General features: G+C 65.6%; 1 pseudogene. It reads right to left on the bottom strand.

The features are described 5' to 3' along the window. Positions 1-572: pseudogene (locus FIV38_RS29860) on the bottom strand (type IV secretion protein Rhs); the annotation flags it as partial.

Below are 572 nucleotides of genomic sequence, written 5' to 3' on the forward strand. Positions count from 1 at the left end.
CGACGACGCCGCGCACGGCCACCGCCTTGTAGCGATCCACCGCCGCCGTAAAACGCTTGAGGATGTCGAACACGCCTTTGACGAAGCCCACCGCAAGCTCAACCACCTGCGCTCCATACTTCGCCAGGCGCAGCCCCAGATACGCGATCCCGGCGCCTTGCAGGGCAATGGTCAGCACCAGCGCAATCAGCAAATCAATGAGCAGCGACACGGCAAACCCGGCAATCACCTCGGCGGTTTTCCCCGCCACCTGGCTGGGCGGCAACGCCGACAGCCAGATCATCGCCGTGCGCAGCATCAGGTACAGCGCCGCCTCGTCGCTGGCCAGCAACATCGCCTGTTCCATCACCTGGGGCGCCTCGCGCGCCAGGGCCGCCAACTCGGCGGCCTGGGTGCCGAGGCGTTCGATGTGCTTGGCCGGGTCCTTGAGGATGTCCTGCACCAGCGACACGCTGTCCCACACCCCGGAAATGGCTGACCAGGTACCGGCCAATATCCCACTGCCAATGGCGCTCGCGCTGGAGGCCTGCCAGTGCGGTTTGAACCCACTCCACTCCTTGCGCAGCGTGATT

Source organism: Pseudomonas proteolytica, from assembly GCF_007858275.1.
In the GTDB taxonomy this organism is placed as follows: domain Bacteria; phylum Pseudomonadota; class Gammaproteobacteria; order Pseudomonadales; family Pseudomonadaceae; genus Aquipseudomonas; species Aquipseudomonas proteolytica.